The 18,922-nt window shown below is 26.7% G+C and carries 14 protein-coding genes and 1 other annotated feature; of the genes, 13 read left to right on the top strand and 1 reads right to left on the bottom strand.

From position 1 onward, the window contains the following. Positions 1–742: 742 nt before the first annotated feature. The 4 genes from cbiM to cooS all read left to right on the top strand — a co-directional run bounded on the left by cbiM (position 743) and on the right by cooS (position 5,828). Entirely contained in the window at positions 743–1,741 is a 999-nt protein-coding gene (cbiM, locus tag CLTHE_RS03060; RefSeq protein WP_080021945.1) for a cobalt transporter CbiM, read from the top strand. 4 nt (positions 1,742–1,745) lie between these two features. Beyond that, complete coding sequence (locus CLTHE_RS03055; protein ID WP_080021944.1) at positions 1,746–2,543, top strand: energy-coupling factor transporter transmembrane component T; 798 nt, start codon at positions 1,746–1,748, stop codon at positions 2,541–2,543. Between the two features lie 29 nt (positions 2,544–2,572). Beyond that, complete coding sequence (locus tag CLTHE_RS03050) at positions 2,573–3,298, top strand: energy-coupling factor ABC transporter ATP-binding protein (RefSeq protein WP_080021943.1); 726 nt, start codon at positions 2,573–2,575, stop codon at positions 3,296–3,298. 514 nt (positions 3,299–3,812) lie between these two features. Beyond that, positions 3,813–5,828, top strand: coding sequence for an anaerobic carbon-monoxide dehydrogenase catalytic subunit (cooS, locus tag CLTHE_RS03045; protein WP_080021942.1), 2,016 nt, complete (start codon positions 3,813–3,815; stop codon positions 5,826–5,828). Between the two features lie 54 nt (positions 5,829–5,882). Here the strand turns inward: cooS and CLTHE_RS03040 are convergent, their stop codons facing one another. Further along, entirely contained in the window at positions 5,883–8,264 is a 2,382-nt protein-coding gene (locus CLTHE_RS03040; RefSeq protein WP_080021941.1) for a YhgE/Pip domain-containing protein, read from the bottom strand. Between the two features lie 163 nt (positions 8,265–8,427). Between CLTHE_RS03040 and CLTHE_RS03035 the strand changes: the two genes are divergently transcribed. From CLTHE_RS03035 to CLTHE_RS02995, 9 genes are all read left to right on the top strand, one after another. Next, positions 8,428–9,372 carry a LysR family transcriptional regulator gene (locus tag CLTHE_RS03035; protein ID WP_080021940.1) on the top strand — a complete coding sequence of 315 codons (945 nt, stop codon included), beginning with the start codon at positions 8,428–8,430 and terminating at the stop codon, positions 9,370–9,372. Positions 9,373–9,669: 297 nt separating this feature from the next. Next, the gene (locus CLTHE_RS03030) at positions 9,670–10,098 is read left to right on the top strand and encodes a DUF2871 domain-containing protein (protein ID WP_080021939.1); all 429 of its coding nucleotides are present in this window, start codon (positions 9,670–9,672) and stop codon (positions 10,096–10,098) included. Positions 10,099–10,265: 167 nt separating this feature from the next. Continuing rightward, a complete protein-coding gene (locus CLTHE_RS03025; protein ID WP_080021938.1) occupies positions 10,266–11,471 on the top strand; it encodes a sialidase family protein in 1,206 nt (401 codons plus the stop codon). Between the two features lie 655 nt (positions 11,472–12,126). Then, on the top strand, positions 12,127–12,993 hold the full coding sequence (locus CLTHE_RS03020) for an N-acetylneuraminate lyase (RefSeq protein WP_080021937.1): 867 nt from the start codon (positions 12,127–12,129) through the stop codon (positions 12,991–12,993). Positions 12,994–13,010: 17 nt separating this feature from the next. Beyond that, positions 13,011–14,522, top strand: a complete 1,512-nt coding sequence (locus CLTHE_RS03015; RefSeq protein ID WP_080021936.1) for a sodium:solute symporter family protein — start codon at positions 13,011–13,013, stop codon at positions 14,520–14,522. A gap of 89 nt (positions 14,523–14,611) precedes the next feature. Then, entirely contained in the window at positions 14,612–15,064 is a 453-nt protein-coding gene (locus CLTHE_RS03010) for a NanQ anomerase/TabA/YiaL family protein (RefSeq protein ID WP_080021935.1), read from the top strand. 135 nt (positions 15,065–15,199) lie between these two features. After that, positions 15,200–16,075, top strand: coding sequence for an ROK family protein (locus CLTHE_RS03005; RefSeq protein WP_080021934.1), 876 nt, complete (start codon positions 15,200–15,202; stop codon positions 16,073–16,075). A 194-nt stretch (positions 16,076–16,269) separates the two neighbouring features. Further along, positions 16,270–16,519 (top strand) — a binding site (T-box leader). Positions 16,520–16,570: 51 nt separating this feature from the next. Continuing rightward, positions 16,571–17,590: a tryptophan--tRNA ligase gene (trpS, locus tag CLTHE_RS03000; protein WP_080021933.1), complete on the top strand. Its 1,020-nt coding sequence runs from the start codon at positions 16,571–16,573 to the stop codon at positions 17,588–17,590. Between the two features lie 144 nt (positions 17,591–17,734). Continuing rightward, entirely contained in the window at positions 17,735–18,715 is a 981-nt protein-coding gene (locus CLTHE_RS02995) for a GH25 family lysozyme (RefSeq protein ID WP_080021932.1), read from the top strand. Positions 18,716–18,922: the final 207 nt, after the last annotated feature.

Below are 18,922 nucleotides of genomic sequence, written 5' to 3'. Positions count from 1 at the left end.
AAATAAAGTATTAGAAAATAAGGTTAGTTATTAATAATATTTTAAAGTGGTGAAGAAAATATTAATAAAAATAAAAAGCTATAGATGTGATCTATAGCTTTTTGGCTTTTTATGAAACATTTTTAAAATTTTATCTATATAATTAAAAAAATATACAAGAATAATAAATTAATAATAAATATAGATAATAAAAGGGATTAGATAGTTTTTAGTTAAATTTTTTTTAGATTATTAAATTATAAAAAATAATACATTTTTATGAACTGTAAAGTAAAGAAATGAATGGAATATTAGATATATAGGTAACTTAAGGTGGTTATTAAAATTAACAAAATGAAACAGAATTATTAAAAGATTTATATTATGTTGAAATGGCTAAAGAATAGAAGTATCCTTGTAATTGACAAATACAAATTTGTTTAATTGAAAAATTAAAATCAAAAGATTAAGTTTTTAAATCATATTTATAATAATTGTTATTAAAATTTATAATAATTATTATTTATATTAAATAAAAAATTATTAAAGACTTATATGTAAGGGGGGATTTTAATAGATTAAATAATAATAATAATGAATAATCATGAAAATTCATGAACAAAATTTTTAACTTATCATCAATATAAAGGTAAAAAATTATATAACCTAAATTGGTGAAAATTTATTTAAGGATTTAACTTTTCTTAGATTATAAAAGTTAAATGCTTACATAAATACTTTATACATAGAGGGGATAGATTGTATGCATATACCAGATAATTACTTGAGTCCAAGCACTTGTGCTGTAATGGGGGCAACTATGCTTCCAGTATGGAAATATTCAATAACAAAAGTAAAACAAAAAATAAGTAAAAAGAAATTACCAACATTAGGAATTTGTGCAGCTTTTTCTTTTTTAATAATGATGTTTAACATGCCAGTTCCAGGAGGAACTACTGCTCATGCTGTTGGTTCAGTATTAATAGCTTTAATTTTAGGACCGTATTCGGCTACTATTGCAGTAACAATTGCATTATTAATACAAGCTTTATTATTTGGAGACGGTGGTATTTTAGCTTTTGGAGCTAATACATTTAATATGGCTTTTGTAATGCCGTTTGTAGGTTATTATTTATATAAATTTTTGAAAAATAGATTTAAATTTAAAAATGGTGAATATGTAGCAGCTTTTATAGGAGCGTATTTAGGATTAGTAGCGGCAGCATCTTGCGCAGGAATAGAATTAGGAATACAACCATTATTATTTAAAGGACCTTTAGGACACCCATTATATTGTCCATATCCAATAAATATTTCTTTACCTGCAATGGCTTCAGTTCACCTAATTGTAGGATTAGTTGAAGGTATAGTTACAGTTGGAGTATTTGCTTATATAAAGAAAGTAGCACCAGATGCAATTGTAACAGAAGATAATACTGAAAATATTTCTTATGAATATGAAACTAAAAATAAAAAATCTAAATGGTATATTATAGTTCCTTTAATTATCATGATAATTTTAACTCCATTAGGACTTATAGCTTCAGGTTCTGCTTGGGGAGAATGGGATCCTAGTGAATTAAAAGATTTAGTAGGATTTATTCCTAAAGGTATGGCACATGGAATAAATTACTCACCTATAGGAAAAGATTATGGCTTTAGTGGATTAGGTGCAGTTAGTGGATATTTACTTTCTGCTGTAATAGGAGTTTTAATCTTAGTAATAATATTCAGAGTTATATCAAGTTTAAAAAAGGAATAATGTCATGGAAATAAAAGATTGGATGAAAAAAAAGGATACTTATGAACCGGAAAATGACAAGCAAAAATTTATAGATAAAAGCATAATGGACTTTATGAAGATATTATCAAAAATAAAAAGAAATAAAGTCGAAGATGTTGGAATATTAGGTAAGTTAAATCCTTTAATAAAATTAATAGGAACTATATTAATAGTAATATTTCTTTCGCTTTCTAGAGAAAAATTTTATATATCAATAATATTGCTTTTTAGTTTATTGTGTTTGTGTTCATTAAGTGGGGAATTACTAAAAAAGATTTTAGGGGTAAGTATTATAATTCCAATTTTCACTTTTATAGTTTTACTTCCATCTATTATATTTATGGGAAATGTTAATAATTCTTTATACTTAATCTTAAAAGTATTTATTACTATAGTTTTGGTTAACATATTGTCGTATACAACTAAATGGAATGATATAGTAAAAGCTTTAAAAGTGCTTTTTGTACCAGATTTATTTATATTGATTTTTAGTATAACGATAAATTATATTTACATATTAGGTGAAATAGCATTAAATATGTTGTATGCTCTAAAGTTAAGATCTGTAGGTAAAAATAAAGAAAAAGGAAATTCTATTTTAAGAATAATCGGAAATTTATTTTTAAAATCTAAAATTATGGCAGAAGAGATGTATTCTGCTATGGAATGTAGAGGATTTACAGGAGAATATAAATCAACAGCTAAATTTACTATAAAAGGAATTGATATAGTATATATAATAATTTTAATTATTATTTTATTGATGTTTTTTGTAATATAAGATAATAAAAATATAGGAGTAAAGAAGAGATGATAGAGCTTAAAAATGTTTCTTTTAAATATAAAAACACTTTAGCTTTAGATGATATTAGTTTAAATATTAAAGATGGAGAAAGTGTAGCCCTAATTGGGGAAAATGGAAGTGGTAAATCTACTTTATTAAAACTTATAAATGGAATTGTAAGTCCAGTTAGTGGTGAATATATTGTAGATAATGAAGTTATAACAGAAAAAAGATTATCTGATAGTACATTCTCAAAAAAATTTCATAAAAAAATAGGTTTTGTTTTTCAAAACAGTGTAACTCAATTATTTTGTGCTACAGTTTTTGAAGAAATAGCCTTTGGACCTATACAATTAGGAATGAGTGAAGAAGAAGTTGAAGAAAGAGTTAATGATTGTTTAGAAATGCTTAATATAGAGAAGCTTAGAGATAGAGAACCTTACAATCTAAGTGGAGGAGAAAAGAAAAAAGTAGCAATAGCAAGTGTTTTGGCATTAAATCCAGAAGTTATAGCATTTGATGAACCTTTTAATGAAATTGATCCAAAAAGTAAAAGATTCTTGAGAGATTTAATTCTAAAGCTTAATGAAAATGGAAAGACAATAATTTGTGCTACTCATGATTTTGAGTATATAGAAGGAATTTTTAATAGAGCTATAGTATTTTCGAGTGAAAATAAAATAATAAGAGATGGAAATTATGAAGAGGTAATTTCAGACAGAGATTTCTTAAGAGAAAATAATATAATATAATATAATATAATAAATTTGTTTTAATTACTTAAAAAGGAGTATAGTTTTTTATACTCCTTTTTATTTATTTAAAAGATAATTTTATTTATACTTTTTTACAATTGATTTATAGTTATCCTAAATTTTATGAGATAAATTATAATGATAAAAATAATAAAATAAATGATTAATTTTATTATTTTAAATATATAAAGTTTTATAATTTATTAAATAGAAAAATATGATTTTTTTTTTAATGAAAAAAATGGAATACTGTTAAAAGCTTTGCGTATATAAAGCTTATGTGAATTTTAGAATAAATTAACAAATTAAGACGGAAATGTTAAAACAATAACAATGTCTTGAAATGTTAAAAAAAGAGAATTATTCTAAAAACAAGAAACATAAATTTATGTTATTTAAAATTAAAAATTTATAATCTTAAGATTTTATAGAAAAATGTTAATAGTAAGTAGAATTTAAAATTAAATTTAGAAGTTTTCTAAAAGAAAATTTTTATTGGGGGCATAAAATTATGGATAATTTAAACAAAAATAATCATGAACATATAAATGAACATCAGCATGATCATAATCATGAACATCATCATCAGCATGGAGGAGTAAAAGATTATATGACAGCAGTTGCTGAATATAGAAAAACTTTTGCTTCTAAGCAGGATGTAATAGATAAAACTCCTGATCCAGCAGTAAGAGATATGATATTAAGAATGGAGCAAATAGGATGTAGTACAGCATTTGATAGATTTGATACTCAAAAACCACAATGTAGTTTTGGTCTAGCAGGAGTATGTTGCCGTATTTGTAATATGGGACCTTGTAAAATAACTCCTAAAAGTCCTAGAGGAGTATGTGGAGCAGATGCAGATCTTATAGTAGCAAGAAATATGCTAAGAAGTTTAGCAGGTGGAACAGCTGCACATGGAGCTCATGGTAGAGAAGTTATTTTAGCGTTAAGATATGCTGCTGAAGGAAAATTAAATTTACCTATACTAGGAAAAGATATCTTAATAAATAGTGCTAAAAAATTTGGACTAGAAACAGAAGGAAAAACAATAAATCAAATTGCTATAGAACTTTCGGATGTTCTTTTAGATGATATGTCAAGATCACTTCCAGGTGAATATAAAACAATAAAAGCATTTGCTCCAGAAGAGAGACAAAAAGTTTGGAGTGATATGGACATATTACCTATAAGTGCATATCATGAGGTTTTTGAATCTCTACACAGAACAAATGAGGCAACAGATGGTGATTGGAAAAATATAATGAAAGAGTTTGGAAGATGTGGACTTACTTTCTTATATTCAGGAGTTGTTGCACCAGCCATTGCAACAGATAGTTTATTTGGGCCACCAATTAGAAAAACTTCAAAAGTTAATGTTGGGGCATTAGAAGAAGGATATGTAAATATAGCAGTTCACGGACATTTACCAATACTTGTTAGCGAAATTGTAAAACAAGGGCAAAGTGAAGAATTTATTAAATTGGCTAAAGAAAAAGGAGCAAAAGGAATAAAATTCTATGGTATTTGTTGTACAGGGCTATCATCAATGTATAGATACAATGGAGTAATTCCTTTATCAAATTCTGTGGGAGCAGAATTAGTTTTAGGAACTGGAGCATTAGACCTTTGGGTTGCAGATGTTCAAGATGTATTTCCTGGAATAATGGATGTAGCTAGATGTTTTAAAACTACTGTTGTTACAACAAGTGATTCAGCTAGATTACCTGGAGCAGAACATTATGCTTATGATCATCATCACTCAAATATTTCAGAAACAGAAAATTTAGCTAGAAAAATAGTTACTAGAGCAATTGAAAGTTTTACAGAAAGAAGAGATATTCCTGTATTTATTCCCCCATATGAAGTTGATGCAGAAGTTGGTTTTTCTTACGAATATCTTGAAAAAGAATTTGGTAGTATGAAACCAATTGCAGATGCTATAAAGAGTGGAAAAATATTAGGTATAGTAAACTTAGTAGGATGTTGTAATCCAAGAGTAGTTTATGAAAGAGCAATAGTTGATATTGCAGATAAATTACTTGAAAATAATATACTTATATTAACAAATGGATGTGCATCATTCCCATTATTAAAATTAGGTTTCTGTAATAAAGATGCATTAAGAAAAGCAGGAGACGGATTAAAGAGCTTTTTAGGAGAAAATTTACCTCCAGTTTGGCATGTAGGAGAATGTGTTGATAATACAAGAAGTAGTGAAATATTTGGAGGAGTAGCAGAAGAACTTGGAATACAACTTAAAGATATGCCTTATGGATTAGCTAGTCCAGAATGGGCAAATGAAAAAGGTATAGGAGCTTCATATAGTTTTAGACTTATGGGTATTAATTCTTATCACTGTGTTTATCCACCAGCTCATGGTTCAGAAAATGTTATGAACTTCATATTAGATTCAAGTGAAACTTTAGGATCAAAAATGAATATAGATGTTGATCCTATAAAATTAGCAGATAAAATAATATCAGATTTTAAAGAGAAAAGAGCTGCCCTTGGTTGGGATAAATAATTAAAAATAAAAAAGAACTAGGAATTTATATCCTAGTTCTTTTTTTATTGAGAATTAAACATATTGATTAAATAATTCGTCTTCTCTTATCATTTCATTTTTTTCTCTCATAACTCTTCTATGAGTGATATGGTTTCTAGTATAACCAACTAAGAATCCTACTACTGTTGAAACAACTATAAATAGAATTAATATTATTAGGTTATTATAGAAAGCAGTATAATTTATTCCACTTATGGCCATTCTCATATCATTTACACTATGAGTTAATATCATGAAAGGACTTATAGCTCTAAAGAATGCTGGTAGCATAACAACTGGGTATGATCCTCCACAAGATGTGAATTGTAAAACCATAAGAACAGTAATTGCTCCTTTCATTATTGGAGTTATTATATAATGTAGACCATTCATCAAGCTAAATATCGCTATCATTGATATTAGATTTATCAGATAGAACCATCCAAGTGTTTTGGAATGAATTCCTAATCCAAAATATACAAATGTACTCATTAGTAATGATTGAGCTGAACAAATAAGAGTTCCATATACATACATTTTGATAAATCTTTTCTTAAAGCTTCCTTTGAACTTTCTAGATAATGCACTTATCATATAATATACATACATAGCTCCAACCCATGAACCTATGCACATAAAGTATGGCGCAAATCCTTCTCCATATGAAGAAACTGGATTTATAACTATAGTATTTAGACTTATTGGGTTAGCGATAAATTCACTCATATTCTCTGCTGAGAAAGTAACATTCTTATTAAGATTATCATATCCACTATTAAGTCCAGCACTTAATTTAGAAGCACCAGAACTAGCAGAATTTAATCCATTAGCAAGTTGATTACCTCCAGCACTAGCTGAAACAAGACCATTATTTAGTGAATTCATACCATTAGATACTGTTCCAAGACCATTGTTTAATGCAGCAGCTCCTGTTGATGCTGCACCAAGACCATTATCTATAGCATTTGCTCCATTTTTAACAGAACCAAGACCACTATTTAATGCATTAACTCCATTTCCAACTGAATTTAATCCATTATTTAATTGAGTTGCTCCATTACTAACTGAGTTTAATCCACTATTTAATTGGGATGCCCCATTACTAACTGAATTTAATCCACTATTTAATTGAGTTGCTCCATTTGAGGCATTATTAATACCATTACTTAAAGAAGAAACTCCATTTCCAAGTGAAGATAGGCCATTATTTATTTTATTAGCACCTTCTGAAGCATTATTTATTCCTGCATTTAAAGAATTCATTCCAGCATTAAGTTTAGCGCTTTGTTGAGCAATTTCTGCTGAAAGCTTTTTAGCAGCTTCTATGTCACCTTTAGCCATTAGAACATTAAGATATTTTAACTCTTCAGTTATATCTTCTTGTCCTTTTTCTATTCCATTAGCTCCAGCTTGTAATTTTTGCATTCCGGATACAAGTTTAGAAGAACCATCCTGTAATTGTTGAACTCCATCTTGTAATTTTTGAGATCCACCTTCAAGCTTTTGCATTCCAGATACAAGCTGAGAAGAACCATCTTGTAATCTTTGAACTCCATTTTCAAGTTTAGAAGAGCCATCCTGTAATTGTTGAACTCCTCCTACAAGTTTAGAAGAACCATCTTGAAGTTTGTTAACTCCAGATACAAGCTGAGAAGAACCATCTTGAAGCTTATCAACTCCAGATACAAGCTTAGAAGAACCATCTTGAAGTTTATTAACTCCAGATACAAGCTTAGAGGAACCATCTTGAAGTTTACCAACTCCATTATCAAGTTTTTCAGAACCATTTTGAAGCTTTTGGATTCCATTATTTAAACTTATAGAACCATCTTTTAATTTCTCTAGTCCAGAATTTAATTGATTTGATCCATCAGCAGCTGTTTTAAAACCATCTTTTGTCTTATAGATAGTTTGTACTAAAACACTTGAAACGCTCTTTGATATTGATTGAGCAACATTTTCCTGTATATTTTTTGCTGCTGTACTAGATATCTCAGAGAAAATAAAGTTTTTACCTTGGTTTTGATAAAAATCAATTTGAGGCTTCTTAAATCCATCAGTACTTGCATTAGCAACTTCCTTAGAAAAATCTTTTGGAATTACTATCATTGCATAATACTTTGTACCATAAAGTCCTGCATTACCTTCATTGTAATTAACAAATTTCCAATCAAGCGTATTATTATTCCTTAAATTATCAATTATAGTATTCCCTATATCATATGTTTGACCATCTTTACTGTAAGGTTGGTCAAGATTAACTACTGCTATAGGAACTTTGTTAATTGCAGTGCCATTGTTCCAATAGGATTTTAAATATGTATATCCATAAAAGGAAGGAATAAATATGATACTAAGCAATATTACTAAAAGCCATATCTTTTTACTATCTAGTTTTTTCTTTTGTTTTTCCATTAAACTCCCCTTCTAAAAATTTTGAAATAGTTAGAAAAACATTTTTTAAACTATTAAAAAACAATTTTCTAAACTATATTAATTATAATTGTTATTATGTATAATTTGAAATATATAAATATTATATAGATATATATTTCAATATATATAGGAGGTCATAGGATTGGAATTATTACAATTAAAATATTTTCAAAGTGTTGCTAAATATGAGAATATAACAAAAGCAGCAAAGGAACTTCATATATCACAACCTTCTCTGAGTATAACTATAAAAAGGTTAGAAGATGAACTTAATGTTCCATTATTTAACAGAAAAGGAAAGAAAATTGAACTTAGTGTATTTGGAAAGAATTTTTTAAAGCATGTAGATTCAATAATGAGCCAAATAGAAAATGCAAAGTCAGAAATTTTAGAAATGTATGGGCAAAAAAATACTCACTTATCAATAACAACAAATGCAAGTTTCTTTTTAAGTGGAGTATTAAAAGAATTTTTAATGGTTAATTCAGAGATAACATTGACACAAAGTATAATAAATGAATATGATGACATCAAAGGAAAATTACAAGATAGAAGTATAGATTTTGCTATAACATCTCCAAGTTTAGATGACCCTGATATTGAAACTATAGACTTAATAGAAGAGGAAATTGTAGTTGTTATTCCTAAAACTCACCCGTTAGCACATAAAAAATTTATTTATTTAAGCGAAGTTAAAGATGAAGATTTTATTGAAGTTACAGAAAATAATTCATTTAAAAATATAACAAATAAACTTTTTGAACAAGCGGGATTTAGTCCTAATGTAATATTTGAAGGAGATTCATACATAATATCAGAATTACTAGAAACAAAAAGGGTTGTATCTCTTGCTCCTGTATCAATTTGCTTAAAATCAAAAAGTAATTTTTATTCTATATTAAGACTTAAAGATAAAAATAAAACAAGGAAGATATCTATATCTTATAAAAAAGGAATACATTTATCAGAGTTATCTAAAAAATTTTTAGATCATACAATAGATTATTATAAAAATTCTTGGTATATAGTTAAAAATAGTGATAATGAATATATAAAAGACATATTTAGTGATGTATTAAATAAATAAAAAAAAGTCAGAAAGTTTATTTCTGACTTTTTTTTATTTTTGTTTTTAAAGATTAGAGGTATTTCGTATAGAAGCTTAAATTTATGATTTAAATAAGGATTTATAATTGTATACTTTTTTAGTGATAAAATTGTTTTTATTTTTAATTACAATAATGTTTACATATATGTAAGTTAATATATTTGTGATTAATTTATATAAAATTTCTATTTAATATAGAAATAAAGAATAATTATAGATAATAGAAAATTAATATTATAAAATTAAATTTATCTAATAAAAAGGAGGTGAGAATTGGTGAAGAAGATTTTTTATACAGCGATTTCTTATTTGTTATTAGGACTTGCTTCAGGTGTGTTTTATAGAAAATTTACAGTGTTAAATAATTTTACTGGAAATACTCAATTAAAGGTAGCACATACTCATATTTTAATTTTAGGATTTTTAATATTTTTAATGCTTACTTTATTTGAAAGAGTATTTAATATAAGTAAAAATAAGTGGTTCAATAAATTTTTTGTAGTCTATAATATTGGATTAATATTAACTACAGTTATGTTTTTTGTAATTGGGATAGCTCAAGTTAAAGGAAATAATATAGGGCCAGCTATGAATGGAATTTCTGGTTTAGGACATGTAATAATAACAGTAGGTTTTGTATTTTTGTTTATGGTTTTAAAAGATCAATTATTTTTAGAAGATAAAGAAGTAAGGAATAGTTTATAAATTATATATAAAAATATTATTTTAGAAATTATTTTAATAATGAGTTTTTAATAACAATAGTATATTAAAATTTGGAAAATTATGATAAAATAAATTATACAGAATTTTCAGAAAATTTATGGATAAAGAGTACTTGTATAAAAAATAAATTTTAAATAGGGGGAGATATGAAAAAATTTTTTATCAAGATTATAAATTTTTTATTTATTATGACTGCTATATTAGGAGGTAATAGTATTATTGCATCTGCGACTACTTTAGATAATCAGGAAAAATCAATAACTATATTTAATAAGGATAATAATATATGGAATGCAAATTACTTTAGAATTCCAAGTATGCAAATTTTAAAAGATGGTACTATGCTAGCATTTTCAGATATTCGTTATAATGGGGCTAATGATCATGGATATATTGATATTGGTTGCGCACGAAGTACTGATGGTGGGAAAACATGGGATTATCAAATAGCGATGAAAAATGATCGTATTAATTCAACATATTCTCGTGTAATGGACTCAACAACAGTTGTTACAAATGCAGGGAGAATCATTTTAATTGCTGGATCTTGGAATACAAATGGTAATTGGGCAAGTGGTACAACCTCTTTACGAAAAGATTGGTCTGTTCAGATGGTTTATTCTGATGACAATGGATTAACTTGGTCTAATAAAATAGATTTAACTACAAATACAGCAAGAATAAAAAATCAACCAAGTAATACAATTGGATGGTTAGGTGGAGTTGGTTCTGGTATTATAATGCCTGATGGAACAATAGTAATGCCAATACAAATTGCATTAAGAGAAAATAATACCAATAATTATTATTCATCAATTATATATTCAAAAGATAATGGTGAAACATGGACAATGGGAAATAAAGTACCTAATTCAAGAACTTCTGAAAATATGGTAATAGAGTTAGATGGAGCTTTAATTATGAGCGCTAGATATGATTCAACTGGTTATAGAGCAGCATATATATCTCACGATTTAGGAGCTACATGGAAAATATATGAGCCTTTGAACGAGAAAATTTTAACTGGTCCTGGGGCAGGATGTCAAGGTTCATTTATTAAAATTACTACTTCAAATGGGCATAGAATTGGATTGATTTCAGCACCTAAGAACACTAAAGGTGGATATATTAGAGATAATATTACTGTTTATATGATTGATTTTGATGATTTATCTAAAGGAGTTAAGGAATTATGTGTTCCTTACCCTAATGATGGCAATAAATCTGGTGGAGGATATTCATGTCTAACATTTGAAAATGAAAAATTAAGTATTCTTTATGAAGCAGATGGAAGTATAGAGTATAAAGATTTGACATCTTATTATGAATTAATTAATAAAAATATTCAATAAATTTAAATAACAACAATTAATAAAAAATATTTGCTTTAAAGCTCAATATAGAATACTATATTGAGCTTTATTTAATTAATAAGAACATTAATATCACTTATTTTAAATGTCTATTAAGAATAGATATTTAAAATTACATAAGTAATAATAAAAGAAAATAACAACTTAATTAATGTATATACTATGATAAGTCGAAGTCTATATTATAAAGTAAAATGTATAAAGAGCAATTAGCAAAAGAGGTAATCACAGTATATTTTCAAAAAATGAAAAAAAGTTTCACAAAAATATTGAAAATGTTTTTATGAAGCATTATAATGAAATTGAAAAAAGAAATTTTAGGGAAATATATTAAATTTTAGAATTGATAAAAGGTGAATTAATAGAGATTAAAGGGGGTTAGAAATTTATAGGATAAAAAGTAGACGAGCTTATGAAAATAGATTGTAAAATTAGATCAGTAGATGCTATGAAAAGAAAGAGGTCTAATAATGGAAATGTAAAGGTTTTAAATTGAGATAAGTAAAGAAAGTATTTTATTTAGGTAAATATTCAAAAGTTTTTGGTATAACTGAAATAAGCAAACATCAAATAACTAAGAGATTTACTGATATTTAAAATAAATTAATTATAGGATTTTGAGAGGAGAATAACAATGAGAGGTATTTATTCAGCTTTATTAGTTTCATTTGATAAGGATGGAAATATTAATGAAAAAGGGTTAAGGGAGATAATTAGACATAATATTGATGTGTGCAAAGTAGATGGGCTTTATGTAGGAGGAAGTACTGGAGAAAACTTCATGCTTTCAACTGATGAAAAGAAAAGAATATTTGAAATTGCTATAGACGAAGTAAAAGGACAAGTTAAATTAATAGCTCAAGTAGGTTCAGTTAATTTAAAAGAGGCTGTAGAGCTAGCTAAGTTTACTACAGATTTAGGATATGATGCAATATCAGCAGTTACACCATTTTATTATAAATTTGATTTTAATGAGATAAAACATTATTATGAAACAATAATAAATTCTGTTGATAATAAACTTATAATTTACTCAATTCCTTTTTTAACAGGAGTAAATATATCAATTGATCAATTTGCTGAACTTTTTAAAAACGATAAGATTATAGGAGTTAAATTTACAGCAGCAGATTTCTACTTATTAGAGCGTATGAGAAAAACATTCCCAGACAAATTAATATATGCTGGATTTGATGAAATGATGTTACCAGCTACAGTACTTGGAGTTGATGGAGCTATAGGTTCAACATTTAATGTAAATGGTGTTAGAGCAAGACAAATCTTTGAGTCTGCTAAAAAAGGAGATATAAAAACAGCTTTAGAAGTTCAACATGTGACTAATGATTTAATAACTGATATTTTAAACAATGGTCTATATCAAACAATTAAGTTAATTCTTCAAGAGCAAGGTGTTGATGCAGGATACTGTAGACAACCTATGAAAGAAGCTACTGAAGAAATGATTGAGAATGCTAAGAAAATTAATAAAAAGTATTTTTAAGAGTAAGGAGAATTGTTATGCAAGGATTTACAAAGATTGACTTAGTTGTATTAGTTGCTTATTTAGGTGCTGTACTTTATGCAGGATTAAAGTTCTCTAAGAAAGAGATGAAAGGTAAAGAATTCTTTAAAGGAGACGGAACTATTCCTTGGTGGGTTACTTCAGTTTCAATATTTGCAACTTTATTAAGTCCAATATCATTTTTATCATTAGCTGGTAACTCTTATAAAGGAACTTGGATTATGTGGTTTGCCCAACTTGGAATGTTTGTAGCAGTGCCTCTTACAATAAAATTTTTCTTACCAGTATATAGTAAATTAGATATAGATACAGCTTATGAATATTTAGAGATAAGATATAAAGATAAAGGACTTAGAATTCTTGGTGCTATAATGTTTATAATCTATCAAATAGGGCGTATGGCAATTATAATGTATTTACCATCAATGGTATTATCAAATCTTACAGGAATAAATGTTTATTTACTTATAGCAGTAATGGGTATAATAGCAATAATCTACTCATATACAGGAGGATTAAAGTCAGTATTATGGACAGACTTTATTCAAGGTTGTGTGCTTATAGCAGGTATTGTTTTTGCATTAGTATTCTTAATTTCAACAATAAATGGTGGTTTTGGATCTATTATGAGTGAATTAACTTCTGGAGGAAAATTCTTATCTCCACAAGAACCAATATTTGATGCAAATATATTTAAGACAAGTGTATTCCTATTAATAGTTGGAGGAGGATTAAATACTTTCTCATCATATATATCAAGCCAAGATATAGTTCAAAGATTTACTACAACTACAGATATAAAGCAATTAAAGAAAATGACTTATGGAAACTTAGTATTATCATTATTTGTAGCAACTGTATTTTACTTAATAGGAACAGCTTTATTTGTTTTCTATAAACAAAATCCAGAATTAGTACAAACTCTTCAACAAGACCAAATTTTTGCTTCATATATAGCTTTCCAATTACCAGTTGGTATAACAGGTATAGTTCTTGCAGCTATATACGCAGCAGCACAATCAACACTTTCAACTGGATTAAATTCAGTTGCAACAAGTTGGACTTTAGATATCCAAAATTTTATAACAAAAGATATGTCAATGGAAAAGCAAACAAAAATTGCTCAATATATATCTTTAGGTGTTGGTATAGCTTCAATACTTATGGCATCTATTCTTGCAGGTGGAGGAGTAAACTCAGCTTATGAATGGTTTAATGGATTTATGGGACTTGTTCTTGGAGTTTTAGCAGGAATTTTTGTATTAGGAGTATTTTTCAAAAAAGCTACAAAAGCAGGAGCATATGCTGGATTTATAGCATCAGCAATAGCTGTTATAGTATGTAAATATGGTGGATTTGATGTAAGTATATGGTCATACTCAATTATATCAATAGGTGTTTCAATTATAGTGGGAATGATAGTTTCATTAATGACTCAATCTCAGTTACCTGATGAGAAAACTTTAAACGAAGCAACAATAAATTTAAATAAAAAAGTTAATGTTTAATTAGAGGAAGCATTGATTTTTCAATATTTTCTATTATTTATTTAAATAGAAGTATTAGTTTAAAATTGAAAGTTTTGGAGGTGAATTAAATGATATTTGGAAATTTAATGAATTTAGAAAGTTATGACTATTTACCAAAGCTTGTTAAAGAAGCTTTATTACATGCAAAAAACAATAAGGTAATAGAGTTTGAGTTAGGTACTCATGAAATAAAAGGTGAGGAGCTTTTCTTTAATAGAGTTGATTATACTACAAAAAATAAAGAAGAGCGTTTTTGGGAAGGCCATAAAAAATATATAGATGTTCACGTTGTTTTTAGTGGAAAAGAAAGAATAGACCTTAATTTTAAAGAAAATTTAAAATTTAAAGAGTTTATTGAAAAAGATGATTTTTTATCTTTTGACGGAAATGAAAATTCTACAGTTATATTAGAAGCAGGTGATTTCCTTATTTGTTATCCAGAAGATATACACATGACTTGTCTAAAGGCAGATAATGAATCTTCAGATGTTAAAAAGGCTATATATAAAGTAATTTTATAATATTTTAGAGGTTGTATCACAAATAATTAAGTTAAGAATAATTAGTTTTATAATTCTTATTTTAAGTTATTTTGATGCAACCTTTTTATATTTGATAATTTTTATAGAATATTAATTTTAATAGAGGTGATGTAAATGGATTTATTTGCTGTTATAGATATTGGTGGAACTAGTATAAAATATGGAGTTATAACTAAAGAAGGAACATTAATAGAGAGTAATGATAGAGATACTGAAGCATATAAAGGTGGATTAAGTATAATAGATAAAGTTAAAGAAATAATTAAAGAAATTAGAATTGATAATGATATAAGTGGAATATGTATATCAACTGCTGGAATGGTGTGTCCTAAGGAAGGAAAAATTGTTTATGCTGGTCCAACAATACCTAATTATACTGGAGTTGAAGTTAAGAGTATATTAGAAAAAGAATTTAAATTACCTTGTTCTGTGGAGAATGATGTAAACTGTGCAGCTTTAGGAGAATTTTTTGATGGAGCTGGAATGGGGACTAATTCAATGGTTTGTTTAACAATAGGAACTGGAATTGGGGGAGCAATAATAATAGATGGAAAAATACTTTATGGATTTAGTAATTCAGCTGGAGAAATAGGATATATGATGGTTAATGGGGAGCATATTCAAAATATTGCATCTACTACTTCTTTAGTTAAGAATGTAGCTTTGCGAAAAGGTATTGATTATAAGTCTATAGATGGAAGATATGTTTTAGATAATTATGAAAATGGAGATTTAATATGTAGAGAAGAAGTTGAAAAGTTGGTTGATAATTTGGCTTTGGGAATTTCTAATATTGTTTATTCAGTAAATCCAGAGGTAGTTGTTCTGGGTGGAGGAATAATGGCTAGAGAAGAAATTTTTAGACCTTTAATAGAAAAGAGTTTAAAAAAATATTTGATAGAATCAGTTTATATTAATACTAGAATAGAATTTGCAAAGCTTAAAAATACTGCTGGAATGAAAGGCGCATTTTATAATTTTAATGCATAGTTTTTATTTAGAATAATTGTACATTTAATATATTAAGTATTATAAATAAAAATGAAAAGAACATATTAAAATAAAAATATTATAATCTAAAAGCTTTTAATAATTTAAGTTTAAAATAATATTATTTAAAAATTAAATTAGTAATACAGTTAGTTGACTTGAAATTTATGTAGAGCTATAATGAAAAAAATAAATTAAATCTGTTGATAAGAAAAAGTAATTTAACTTAGGTTCAATAAAGAGAGCTGAGGATGGTGGAATCTTAGCAAGAAAAAGTTTTATGAATGGGTCTTTGAAGAACGAGGCGAAATCTTTTAATAGAGAGTATCTAAGTGGTAAGCCACACCTTACAGTGGATAGAGTATGTTAGTACTTGAAAATGAGAGGTGTGATTTTTTTTACACAATTTAGGTGGCAACGCGGAATATTATCTCCGTCCTATTTTTTATAGGACGGAGTTTTTTTATACAAAAAATAGTTTTAGGAGTGATTTTTATGAAAAAGAAAATAATTTTAACAGGAGATAGACCAACAGGAAAACTTCATATAGGGCATTATGTAGGTTCTTTAAAAAATAGAGTAGAACTTCAAAATACAGGCTTATATGATAGTTACATAATGATAGCAGACCAACAAGCATTAACAGATAATGCAAGAAATCCAGAAAAGATAAGAAAAAATTTAGTTGAGGTAACATTAGATTATTTATCAGTAGGATTAGATCCTGAAAAATCTACAATTTTTGTTCAATCTCAAATACCAGAGTTAAATGAATTAACTATGCACTATTTAAATTTAGTTACAGTTGCAAGACTTGAAAGGAATCCAACTGTAAAATCAGAAATAAAAGAAAAAAATTTTAATTTAAGTATACCAGCAGGATTTTTAATATATCCAGTAAGCCAAGCTGCAGATATAACTGCTTTTAAAGCTGATTTAGTTCCAGTAGGAGCAGACCAACTTCCTATGTTAGAACAAACAAGAGAAATAGTAAGAAGCTTTAATCAAATTTATAATAAAAAAATTTTAGTAGAACCTGAAATATATCTTGCAAAAGAAGGTTCAGGTAGATTACCAGGAATTGATGGTAAATTAAAAATGAGTAAATCATTAAATAATGCAATTTATTTATCAGATGAACCAGAAGAAATTAAAAGAAAAATAATGTCAATGTATACTGATCCAAATCATATAAGAGTAGAAGACCCAGGACAAGTAGAGAATAATACGGTATTTACATATCTAGATGTATTTTGTAAAGACAATGAAAAGTTAGAGGAGATGAAAGATCATTATAGAAGAGGTGGTCTTGGAGATATGAAAGTTAAAAAATATTTAAATGAAGTAATCCAAGCTGAGTTAAAACCAATTAGAGAGAGAAGAAAAGAATTTGAAAAAAATATTGATTATGTATATAAAGTTTTAGAGGAAGGAAGTTTAAAAGCAAGAAAAATTGCGGCACAAACTCTTTCAGAAGTTAGAGAGGCTATTGGACTTGAATACTTTAATCGTTAATAAACTTTTGTAAAAACATATGTAAATTAATATGTAACTAAATATAAATAAAGAGAATATATTAAATTATAATATTTATAAATGTAAAATTTTAGATATATAAATATTTTTATAAAAATTTCGAAAGAAAAACAGGAGGATATAATGTTAAAAGGAATAGATATATCAAACCACAATGGAAATGTAAATTTTACAGAAGTTAAAAAAAGTGGAGTTGATATAGTAATAATAAAAGCTACTGAAGGTGTAGATTATATTGATCCTTTATTTGAAAAACATTATAAAGGAGCATCTGGAGTTGGAATATCAATAGGTTTTTATCATTTTATGAGTGAAAAAACAGATCCAAGTAAACAAGCTCAAGATTTTTGGGATGCAATAAAAAATAGAAAGTTTGATATAGTGCCTTGTTTAGATATAGAATCAAATATTTTAGGAAGAAATAGGAAACAAATATCTGATAGATGTATAGAATTTTTAGAAGAATTTAAAAGATTAAGTGGATATGATTGTATGATATATACTGGTGGATATTTTGGAAGAGATAATTTGGATGACAGAGTTAAAAAATATATTGGATGGATAGCTCATTATGGAGTATCTAAACCTATGGAAACTGGATTTAAAGTTGTTGGACATCAATATTCAGATAGTGGAAAAATAGAAGGAATTAATTCTAATGTAGATTTAAATAATTTCACAAATGAAATATTTATAAAGAATTTAGGAGACACTTCAAACCAAAGACCTTCACAAAAGCCAAATGTAAAACCTAAAGAACTATGGGAGATTTCTATACAAGGAGAAGAAGTAAAGGCTCTTCAAATGGAATTAAACTCTCAATTTAATGCTGGATTAAAGGTTGATGGTCATTTTGGAAATGAAACTTTAAATGCTTGTATAACAGTTCGTATTGAAGCTAAAGGAAATTTAACTAAATTAATTCAAAAAAGATTAATTAATAGAGGATATAATTTAAGTCCATATTGTGCAGATGGTAATTTTGGATCAACTACTGAAAAAGCTATTAAAAAACTACAAAATGTTTTTAATCTTGTTCAAGATGGAATAGTTGGTAAAAATACTTGGAAAGCTTTATATGGATTAGATAAAGGAAAATTTTAAGAATAATAATTAAAAATTAAAACTTGAGAATATAATTTTTAATAAATTGTGTTTAAAATATAAAAAGAGTAAGTAAGTTATAAACTGGAACCTATAAGATGGACACTTATAAAAAAGAGTCTATCTATATAGGTTCTTTTTTTGTACAATAAATTTATGAGGTGGATTAGTTATGAGTAAAATAAGATTTTCAAAGGATGAAATAGT

The sequence above is a fragment of the Clostridium thermobutyricum DSM 4928 genome (genome assembly GCF_002050515.1).
In the GTDB taxonomy this organism is placed as follows: Bacteria; Bacillota; Clostridia; order Clostridiales; family Clostridiaceae; genus Clostridium; species Clostridium thermobutyricum.
This window is presented reverse-complemented; position numbering and strand designations above follow the sequence as displayed.

Coding starts and splice junctions, on each gene's coding strand:
- cbiM (WP_080021945.1), top strand. CDS start 743: ATGCATATACCAGATAATTACTTGAGTCCAAGCACTTGTGCTGTAATG.
- CLTHE_RS03055 (WP_080021944.1), top strand. CDS start 1,746: ATGGAAATAAAAGATTGGATGAAAAAAAAGGATACTTATGAACCGGAA.
- CLTHE_RS03050 (WP_080021943.1), top strand. CDS start 2,573: ATGATAGAGCTTAAAAATGTTTCTTTTAAATATAAAAACACTTTAGCT.
- cooS (WP_080021942.1), top strand. CDS start 3,813: ATGGATAATTTAAACAAAAATAATCATGAACATATAAATGAACATCAG.
- CLTHE_RS03040 (WP_080021941.1), bottom strand. CDS start 8,264: ATGGAAAAACAAAAGAAAAAACTAGATAGTAAAAAGATATGGCTTTTA.
- CLTHE_RS03025 (WP_080021938.1), top strand. CDS start 10,266: ATGAAAAAATTTTTTATCAAGATTATAAATTTTTTATTTATTATGACT.
- CLTHE_RS03020 (WP_080021937.1), top strand. CDS start 12,127: ATGAGAGGTATTTATTCAGCTTTATTAGTTTCATTTGATAAGGATGGA.
- CLTHE_RS03015 (WP_080021936.1), top strand. CDS start 13,011: ATGCAAGGATTTACAAAGATTGACTTAGTTGTATTAGTTGCTTATTTA.
- CLTHE_RS03010 (WP_080021935.1), top strand. CDS start 14,612: ATGATATTTGGAAATTTAATGAATTTAGAAAGTTATGACTATTTACCA.
- CLTHE_RS03005 (WP_080021934.1), top strand. CDS start 15,200: ATGGATTTATTTGCTGTTATAGATATTGGTGGAACTAGTATAAAATAT.
- trpS (WP_080021933.1), top strand. CDS start 16,571: ATGAAAAAGAAAATAATTTTAACAGGAGATAGACCAACAGGAAAACTT.
- CLTHE_RS02995 (WP_080021932.1), top strand. CDS start 17,735: ATGTTAAAAGGAATAGATATATCAAACCACAATGGAAATGTAAATTTT.